Genomic DNA, 9,660 nt, shown 5'->3' on the forward strand with positions numbered 1-9,660 from the left:
CAGGCAGGGCACCTGGGTCCTGGATTGGCAGAGGGCAGCGGCGCCGCGTGCGGGTGTGGGCCACGCACTGCCCACAGGTCCGTGCTGGACGGTAAGGCGAACGGGACGCCCATCAGGCCGCCCAGAGGTCCGGAAGGCGGGTCAGCTTGTGTTTGACGGTCTGCGCGGCGACTGTCCCCTCCAGCCTTCCGGAGTCACCGGCGAGCAGGCCCAACTGGTCCAGCCACTCCCCCGTCCCGGGGTAGCCATGTGGTGGCTCGTTCCACCCTTCGGCGGTTTTCCGGGCGAAGGTGAGGGCATCGGCGGACAGGTCCGGCCGTCCGGCGACGGCGGGCAGGAGTACGCAGTCCTCCAGCTCTGCCACACCGGTCGGGAGGCGCAGACCGCGCTGCTGTCCGGCCACGAACGACCGGTAGCGCTCGACCACCTGATCCAGCGTCGGCACCATGTGCAGCGGCAGGGCCGACTGCCCGGCGAGTCGCTGCCCTGCCTCCTCGCCGTCCTTATCGTGCCGCGCCACCTTGATCCGCTCCGGGACGCCGGAAGGCGTGAGCAGACGCTGGGCGAGCGTCAGCGAGACCACCGGGAAGTCGCGGGTCAGAGCGTGCACATGAGCGGTCGGCAGATAGTCGTCACCGGCCGGTGAACGCTCCAGCGTGATGCCCTGGACAAGTGGGCCGAGCCTGCGCAGCAGGCGCAGCGGCCGCCACGGCTGGAACGCGGGGAACATGCGCGCCCAGTCGCGGGTGATCGCGCGGGCCGTCGCGGCCTCGATGCCGCTCACGGATTCACCTCCAGCACATTCCGGATACCGGGGACGTGGGCCAGGATCCGGTTGATCTGGCCCGTCCGCAGGCCGGGAGGCCGCAGCACGAACTTGTAGTCGTAAACCGTGCCGTTGGCCGCGTCCAGGACATCCACCCGAACGCTGCCGGCGGTTCCGTGCGGCACCCGTACGCCGTTCAGGAAGCTTACCTCCGTCTCCAGTCCCCGGTTGCCGAAGACGCCCTGGTAGCGGTTGAGGAGGTTCTCGGCGTAGGAGTGTTTTCGGGTACCGGCCACGGCTCCGCTGCCGCCGACCTTTCGCTGTGCGCTGGTGGCGATGGCCTGGAGCAGGTCCGGAGTGGAGGGGTTGGTGGAGGTGATGGGGGTGGGTTTGGCCTTGCGGGTGATGTTGGCGGCCGCCTTGCCCGCGCTCCTGGCGGCCGTGCCGAGTCTGCTGCCTCCGGCGCGTACAGCGTTGACCGCTGCCCGCCCGGACCTGGCGGCGGCCCCGGTGACGGCGGCCGTCGCCCGGCCCGCCCCAGCCCGTACGGCCTGTCCGGCCGCGGTGCCGGCCGCCGCCCGGAGCCCAGCGCCGACGGCCTTGCCGATGCCGACGCCCAGCAGGCCGGAGGCGGCGCCGATACCGACCCGTGCGGCGAGACCGCCGGCGGAAAAGTCGGTCTTGCCCTCGGCCACGTCCACGCCGTATCCGGCGGCCGCGCCCGCCGCGCCCGCCGCCACCCCGGCCAGCACGAGGCAGCCGACACCGGTGGCGCAGACCGCCCCGATGGCGATGCCGACCCCGATGCCGACCGCCACATCGGCGATCAGCCCCTTGTTCTCATTGGCCCAATCCCAGGCCGCCGACGTGCCTTCCTTGACGGAGTTCCAGGCACCCGACAACGACCAGAGCCCTGTCGGGTCGACGTACAGGACGGGGTTGTTCGATCCGTACGCGTATGGATTGGCGGTCTGCGCCGAGGACGGGTCGAACGCCGGGTCGGTGGTCAGGAAGCGGCCGATGCCGGCCTTGTAGTAGCGGGCGCCGAGTGCGTTGAGGCCGGTGGTGGGGTCCTTGGTCTTGCCCAGCCAGCCCCGGTCGGTGACAGGCGGGGCGGAGCCGGTGCGGATCTGCCCGTACGGGTCGTAGTAGGTCCGCTCCAGCAGGCTGGTGCCTTCGAGGACGGCGATCTGTGCCGAGCCCTGGGTGTCGCTGAGCTGCCACTTCAACAGGCCCGTAAACAACCTCTCGGCGACTGTGGTCCCGGCGATGTTGTAGTAGCGGGTGCCCTTCTCGACACCCAGGGCGACGGTGATCTCCTGGCCGTCGATGTAGAGCGTGGCGACACCGAGCGGGTCGATCCGGGCCATCCGGGAGCCGCCGGGGGTGTAGACGAACTTCGTCTTCTTCAGCAGCGCGGTCGTCGCCGAGGTCATCTGCTGATTGGCGTCGTAGTCGTAGGTGGTGGGGACCAGGGCCTCCACCTGCTTGCTCATCGAGCCGTCGGCGTCGTACGCGTAGCTGTCGTGGCCGGCCTTGGTGACGGCGTGCGGGTGGTCGGCGTCCCCGTACTCGAACTCGCGGGTGTCCAGGAGCGAGCGAGCCGTGGCGATGTTGCCGTCGGTCGTGTAGGTCCAGGACTCGTTGTAACCGGCGGGCCCGTCATGGGTGAGTTCGGAATCGCCATCGGTGCAGCTGGTCTGCTTGGTGGTCCAAGAGTGCGTGAGCCGGTCCAGGCCGTCGTAGGCATGGCAGGTGGCAACCGGCTTGGCCGACGTCGTGTCGGTGATCGAGGTGAGGTTGCCCGACGGGTCCCAGGCATAGCTGTCGTCCTGCGGAGCCGTGGAACCGGTCAGCGGGGAGTCGACGAGAGTCTGGATCCGGGACAGCCGCTGGGTGCCGTCCTCGTACGCGTAGGCCCGGCGCAGTCCGTGGTGCGGGTTGTCGTAGTCGCGGGTGGCCAGCTTGCCGTCGGCGGCATAGCCGGTGGCGGAGATGTAGGAGCGGGCGCCGCTGAGGGTGCTGGGGTTGCCGAGGGCATCGAAGGTGGTGGTGATCGTCTCGGCGGGAAGCCCGATGACGGAATCCTGGTATTCGGTCGTCACGACGTGGTCGGCCGCGTCGTAGGCGTAGTTGACGGTGTAGGTCAGCTTGTGGAGCGAGCCGCCGGTTCCGGCCGGGAAGGTCCAGCGTTTGCCGGTGGCCCGGCCCCGGTCGTCGTAGCCCGTGACGGCGACGGTGTAGTCCTTGCCGTCCTGGTGGGTGGTCTGTGAGGCGACCTGGCCGAGGCCGTTGGTGATGTCGGTGGAGTCGTAGGTCCAGGTGGCCGTCTTGGTGCCGGTGCCGGAGGCGCCGTCCCAGCGGGCGACCGGCCGATCGAGAGCGTCGTAGTCGGTGGTCTGGGTGGGCTCGGGGTCCTCGTCGCCGCCGGCGAGCGCGGCGGCGTCCCAGGTGGAGACGGTATTGCCGTTGGCGTCGTAGCTGGTGCGGGACGGCCCGGCGTCCGGGTCGTCGGCACTCGTGCGGCGCTTGAGCAGGTCGTACGCATAGGTCGAGCTGTGCTCCGCCGGATCGGTGACGGTGGCGATCTGGTCGGCGGAGGTGTACGTGTACCGGGTCGTCGCCTGGAGCGGCGCCACGCCCTCCTGCTTGCGCAGCTCGCGGTCGCGGGCGTCGGTCCAGGTGGTGGTGGTGACCCCGCCGGCCGGTGGGGTGGTGCGTACGTGGTCGCCGTAGTACGCGGTGGTGGTGGCCCACAGCTCACTGCCCTGACCGCTCTGGGCGGACCTGACGACCCGGCCGAGGGAGTCGTAGGCATAGCGGGTCTCGTCCACCTGGTCGGCTGGGACGGCGAGCAGCGCGGATCCCGCTTGGCCGGAGGCGACGACCGGCAGCGACTCGGCCGCGACATTGCCGTAGTCGTCGTAGCGGGTGTCGGTGACGACGGTCTTCGGGGCGGACGGGGTCGAGGCCGGGGAGACGGTCTGGGTCTGCCGGTCACGGCCCATCGAGTCCAGGAAGGCCCAGGTGGTGACGTAGGTGTCACCGGACTGGAGTTGACGGGTCGTCACCCGTGGCGGCCTTGTGTGGTCCGGGTCCAGGACATACGCGAAGGTCTGCGCGGGCGGGTCACCTGCGGCCTGGTCTGCCTCACGTACGGAGGTCAGCCGGCCGAGGGGGTCGTAGGTGTTGGTGGTCGCCTGCCCGTTGGCATCCTTGACGCTGACGGGCTGCTGGCGGTCGGGATCGAGCGTGGTGGTCTCGGCCTGGCCGAGCGGATTGGTGTCGGTCACAGTGACGAGGCGGCCTGTGTCCGGGGTGTAGACGGTGCGGGAGGTGTCACCGTTGCCGTCGGTTTCGGTGAGAGTACGGCCGTACGCGTCGAAGGTGGCCTCGGTACTGACGGTCTGGCTGACCGTGTCGGGGCCGGTGGCCTGGACTGCGGATACGGTGCGGGTCACATCTCCATTGGTGATCGTGGCCCCGAGGGTGCCAGAGCCGTCGTAGTACTGGTCCTTGCCGTTGACCAGGGCGTCGGGGTCGTCGCAGGAGCCCGCGTAGGTGCGTATGCGGTAGGGGAAGGCCACCATCCAGGCGTCTGTGGTGGCGGCGTCGCGGGCGTAGCTGGTCTTGGTGCAGCGGGTGTCGGCGCCGTCGGCGGTGTCGGTGACGGCAGTGGTCTGGCCGTGGCTGTCGTACGTGCTCCGGAGCCGGGTCGTACGGGAGGAGCGGGAGCCGTCCGCCTCGTCGATGACGGTCTCACGGGTGGCGGCGTCGTTCTCGACGACGAGATGGGCGTCGTCCTCCGCCCCGTCGTCGGTGCCGGCGTCCGTGGTGTGGGCTGAGGTGTAGCCGTGGATCGTGCCGCCGAGCTCGTAGTCGGCCTCGCCGTCGCCAGTGGCATGGAACTGGCGGCTCTCGCGCTCTTTGCCCCGCAGATAGGGCAGGTCATTGAGGGCGGTGCCCTCGGAGTCGGTGACCTGGACAGACTTGCTGCCGCCGTCGGCGGTGCGGTCGCCGTCCATACCGCGGAAGTAGAGCGCGCGGGAGAGGGAGAGGGTGCGGGCGGCGGGCTCGTCGCGGTAGCTGGGGTCGGAGAGCTTGGCCACGTCGACGCTGCCGTAGCCGCGCCAGTCACTCCAGGACTTGCGCTCGGAAGGGGTGAGCGGATCGTCGTCGTAATGCCAGGCGGGGGTGCCGCGATAGCGGTATTCGGTGGTCTGGTTGGGGGCGCCGCCTGCGGTGTCCACGACGGTGACCCGGGTTGTCAGGTACTTGTGCCAGACACCGAAGCCGGAGCTGTCGCCGTTGGAGCGCCAGCCGGGGAAGCAGTCCTGGGTGTTGGTGTCGTAGTGGCCCTGGGGGAGATTGTCGATGGGGCAGGCGTCCGGTTGGCTGTAGCCGACCTCGACCCTGCGGCTCAGCTCGTCGGTGACGGAGGAGATACGCAGCTTGCGCATCGCGGGGGCGCCCGCCGCGGGGTCGGCGTCCGCCCGGTTGGCGTACTCCTTGCCGGTGAACTGGACTGCGGGGAGGGCCTGTTCACCATCACCGCCGAGGCCTGTCTGCTGGACCTTCTCCAGCCAGAGGGCGGCGCTGGTGCCGTCGGACGGCTCGGGGAAGGAGTAGGTGAAGTCCAGCCGGTCGACATCCGTCCAGCCGCCACCGCTGGTGTCGGAGCGCTGGGCGGTCACCGATCGCAGCAACTTCCCGGTGAAGAAGGTCGGTGCCTTCTGGTCGTCTCCCGTGCAGTCGCCGCTCGCGCAGAGCGTATCCAGCGGCACGTCCGGGTAGGAGGAGGCGTGGTCGGCGTCGAACGCCGGGCAGTCGCCGCTTCCGCCGGCCGCCTCGGTGCAGCGCAGGCCAGTGGTGAAGTGCAGCCGGGCCGGGGCCTGGGTGTCCTCGGCGCCGGAGCGCTGGGAGTAGACGATGTCGCGGAGGTTGCCGCCGCGTACGTACTCGGTGGAGCGGTCGGCGACGCCGTTACGGGCGTAACGGTTTGTCTCCTGCGTGTAGAAGAAGGTGCTGGAGTTGCCGTGGGCGTCCACGACCCCGTCGAGGTTCCAGCGCCAGGCCTGCGAGCACCAGGAATCCTCCAAGTCGGACGAGTGGCAGGGCTCGCCGGAGTCGTCACCGAAGACCGGGACGGTGAAGACCGAGTCGGTGGCGTTGCCGGTGGTGGCCTGCTTGCCGCGCCCGAAGGTGTACTTCGTGCCCTGCGGGGTGGTCACCACCCAGTACTCGCCGTCGTTGTCGCCGTTGTCTGCACCCCTGAAGCGCTGCACGCGCCAGCCCGGGTCCTCCTTGGCGCGCCAGATGTCGTCGCCCGCGTCCTTGTCCCGTACCAGCGCGGACGAGGTGCCTTCGAGCGAGAGCCGGAGTTCGTCACCGGCCCAGCAGAGGTCGCCGGTGTCACCGCCGTCGTCGGAGCAGCCGTTGTAGCGGCGCTCCAGGAAGGGCAGGGCGAGATCCCAGCCCTGGCCGACCCAGGAGGGCTGGTTGTTCTCGGCGGCGACTTGGCCGTCGACGGCCTGGGAGGAGTAGCCGAGGTCGATGTCAGGGGCGTCCCCTGACAACGCAGCCACCTGCGGCAGCGGCAGGGACCACGAGAAGTCTCCGGACTGCAGACCCACCGACCACTTGCTGGACGACGACAGTTTCGTCGCGGTTGCGGAACCGGTCTCGCCCGACACAGCGGCGATGACGACGTAGACCGTGTCGGGGTCCGAGGCCGGAACGTCGGCGATCAGGGTGTGGGCGGTCAGATCCACATGGCTGGGGATCTGCGTGCCCGTGGCGCAGTTCGGGTCGTCCGGTGTGGTCAGCACGCAGGCGGGCTTGGCGGTCAGGCGTAACCGAGACTCGAAGTCCCCACCGTAGGCGTCGGCAAAACCGGAGACGTCGACCATGACCCCGACCTTCGTGCCGCCGTCGACCTCCGTGATACGGAACGCTGTGCCATGACCGCCGAGTTGGCGGGTCTTGTCGTTGCCGTAGGTTGTGACGGCGACCTGGTCGGCGGCCTTGGCCTTGCCCTTCACCCGGGGCGCGGTCACGGCCACCGCCGTATCGCCCACCTCGACGGCCTTGCCGCGGGAAGGGACGGTGACTCTGGCCGATCCGCCCTTCGGCCATCGCACGCGCGCGGGTGCGGCCTGTGCCGGCGTCGTGTGGGAGGCCTCAGGCCGGGCCTTCACCTCGGTCCGCGCGATGCTCACCGCGGACGCCTCGGCGCTCACGATGTCCGTCGTGGCCGCCGTCGCGGCGTGGACCAGCGGCTGTAACCCCGAGAACACCAGGGCCGCCGTGACCACTCCCGTAACTGTCAACCGTCCTCTGTGCATGTGCCGCCCCCGTCACAGATGCCTCACATCAGGCTGACGACGATCCCAGCGGTACATGTACGCGTCAATCGAACGCATTTCGCTTCCCCCGGGGCCGGAACAGGTCGTGTCCCACACCGGACACGGGTCTGGCGGACCGTTCCTGGCAGTCTCCGATCAACGGCGGACCCGTGGAGTCGACGCCCGTCCAGGAGCCGGCCGCGGTGGTGTCCAGCGCGACGACGGACGAGCAGCTGATCGCGAGCTGGTGGACCGTACCCGTAGCGAGGAGCTGCAGCTGACCGGGGAGGGCGGGCTGTTGCAGCAGCTGAGCAAGCGGGTGCTCGAGTCTGCCTGAAACACATCTCAGGGGGCTATGAAGTCAAGCCGCCTGCTCGGTTTGGGGGTGACAGGAGTGGTGCGAAGGCGTGCTGTTCGTCAAATTGCTGTCGGGTCTTGAGGCAGTGATGGAGCTGGCCGAGGAAGCGGTTCAGCAAGTGCCTTTGTGCGGCGGCATGCCAATCACCATGCTCGCGTCGGCGCCGGTAGTGCGCGTTCGCTCCTGGTGAGGCGGTGAGGGCGGCGAAGGCCCAGAGGAAGCCGGCGTTGATGAGGCGATTGTTCTTGACGAACCGGCGGCCGAACGAAACGCTTCTTGCCGGAGGCCCGGGTGATGGGCGCGGATCCGGCGTACGACTTCAGCGCCCTCGCGTCGGGGAACCGTGCTGTCCGCGTACTCGTCTGAGTGCACCATCGAGTACGAAGTTGTGTGCACCATGGCTCAGGCCACGTCGGTGTCTCGCTGGATGGCTTGGAGGCGGTTCTTGAGTCGGTAGCTGTTGCCGTTGATCGGGACGACCTCGCAGTGGTGCAGGAGGCGGTCGAGGATCGCGGTGGCCAGGACCTCGTCGCCGAAGACCTGGCCCCACTCTCCGAAGGTCTTGTTCGAGGTCAGGATGATGGAGCCCTTTTCGTAGCGCTTGGAGACGACCTGGAAGACCAGGTTCGCTTCGGCTCGTTCCAGCGGCTGGTAGCCCACCTCGTCGACCACGAGAACGGCGGGACGGAGGTAGCCGGTGAGCTTGCTCATCAGCCGGCCCTGGTCCTCGGCGGCCTTGAGGTGGCGGACCATGTCATCGAGGCTGGTGAAGTAGATCGAGTAGCCCGCCCGGCAGGCCGCGACCGCGAGAGCGACAGCGATGTGTGTCTTGCCCACTCCGGGCGGCCCGAGCAGGGCGACATTGGCCTTGTCCTCGACGAAGGAGAGGGTGGCCAGATCCTTGACCTTGCGCGGGTCGAGTTCGGGCTGGAAAGAGAAGTCGTATTCCTCGAGCGTCTTGTGGTGCGGCAGCTTCGACAGACGCAGCCCGTTGCGGAATCGGCGGTCGTCACGGACTGCGAGTTCCTCGGCCAGCACCAGGTCGATCAGATCGATATAGCCCATCTTGGCCTCGTCAGCCCGCTGGATGTACTGGTTGAGGGCTTCGGCCAGGTGCGGCAGGCCGAGCTTGGCGGCGGTGGCGCGGATGCGGTTGCTGGTCAGCTCGCTCAACGGGCTTCCTTCGTTGGTGCGTTGGTGGTGAAGGGGCGAGTGCCGGTCAGCTCGTCATAGACCGACAGCGGACGGCGGCCGACCTCGACGTTCGCGGCGGCGGCCCGGTTCAGCAGAGCCTGCAGTGGCCCGTTCGGCTCCCCGGCAGGTCGGCCGCAGCGGGGGGCGGGCAGGTCGTTCCCGGTGGTGACGCGGCGGCCGGCGCCCGTGGGCAGACCGTTCCAGTGGCTCTCGTCCACGATGCGGGCGCCTCGGCCGACTGCCCTGGGATGGACGGCAAGCAACGTCTGGCCGGTCGCGTCGGGGACGGTGGAATGCAGTGTGATCTGGGACTTCGTGGCCCTGACCTCCACCAGCTGGCGAGGGCGGACCTTGCGGGCGGGAACCGAGTAGAGGTTGGCGTCGAAGGCGACCAGGCAGTCCTTTCCGACATGCCGCAGGTGCCGCTGCGTGACCACGTAAGGGGTCGCCGGCAGTGGACGGAGAGCGGTGTGGTCGCGCACGGCCCGGTGTCCGATGACCTCACCGTGGGTGCCATGGACCTTTGCCCTCCGCAACGGAACCCAGGCGGTGAAAGCGGCGTTCATGTCCTCGATCGAGGAGAAGGCCCGCCCGGCGAGGACGTGGTCGCGGACGATGCCGACCTGGCGTTCGACCCGGCCCTTGCCCTGGGGCCGGTAGGCGGCCAGCACGTCGATGTCGAAGTCGTAGTGCCCGGCGAAGGCGACAGCTTCCGGGTGCAGCGGGACTGCCTCGCCCGGGGCGACGTGCCGGCGCACGACCGTCTTGGTGCGGTCGTAGACGATGCTCATCGGCACCCCGCCGAAGTGCGCGAAAGCCTGCCGGTGGCAGTCGAAGAAGGTCGCCAGATCCTGACCGGTGGTAAAGCAGCAAAACGGGTCGCGCGAGTACGACAGCGTCATGTGGAACGAGTAGACCTTCGGGACACCCAGGTGGGCGAGGATCCTTCCCTCGTCGCCCCAGTCGACCTGGGCCTGCGCACCTGGAACGACCTCGAA

4 protein-coding genes and 2 pseudogenes are annotated in these 9,660 nt (G+C 69.1%); 1 reads left to right on the plus strand and 5 read right to left on the minus strand.

The annotated features are described in order from the left end of the window. Positions 1–112: 112 nt before the first annotated feature. Both ACFV3E_RS41755 and ACFV3E_RS41760 read right to left on the minus strand, forming a co-directional pair. Complete coding sequence (locus ACFV3E_RS41755; RefSeq protein WP_500541032.1) at positions 113–784, minus strand: hypothetical protein; 672 nt, start codon at positions 782–784, stop codon at positions 113–115. Next, a complete protein-coding gene (locus ACFV3E_RS41760; RefSeq protein ID WP_500541034.1) occupies positions 781–7,080 on the minus strand; it encodes an RHS repeat-associated core domain-containing protein in 6,300 nt (2,099 codons plus the stop codon). The genes ACFV3E_RS41755 and ACFV3E_RS41760 overlap by 4 nt, the downstream gene beginning before the upstream one ends. Before the next feature lie 200 nt (positions 7,081–7,280). On the opposite strand from ACFV3E_RS41760, the pseudogene ACFV3E_RS41765 reads away from it, so the two are divergent. Further along, a pseudogene (locus ACFV3E_RS41765) lies at positions 7,281–7,444 on the plus strand (IS256 family transposase); the annotation flags it as partial. Positions 7,445–7,463: 19 nt separating this feature from the next. Here ACFV3E_RS41765 and ACFV3E_RS41770 read toward each other — a convergent pair. From ACFV3E_RS41770 to istA, 3 genes and pseudogenes are all read right to left on the minus strand, one after another. After that, positions 7,464–7,815, minus strand: a pseudogene (locus tag ACFV3E_RS41770) (transposase); the annotation flags it as partial. Between the two features lie 55 nt (positions 7,816–7,870). Next, positions 7,871–8,641: an IS21-like element helper ATPase IstB gene (gene istB / locus ACFV3E_RS41775; RefSeq protein WP_500541036.1), complete on the minus strand. Its 771-nt coding sequence runs from the start codon at positions 8,639–8,641 to the stop codon at positions 7,871–7,873. After that, a partial coding sequence (gene istA / locus ACFV3E_RS41780; RefSeq protein ID WP_500541038.1) for an IS21 family transposase occupies positions 8,638–9,660 on the minus strand: 1,023 nt, incomplete at its 5' end. The genes istB and istA, both read right to left, overlap by 4 nt.

The organism is Streptomyces sp. NPDC059718 (assembly GCF_042733315.1).
Classification (GTDB): Bacteria; Actinomycetota; Actinomycetes; order Streptomycetales; family Streptomycetaceae; genus Actinacidiphila.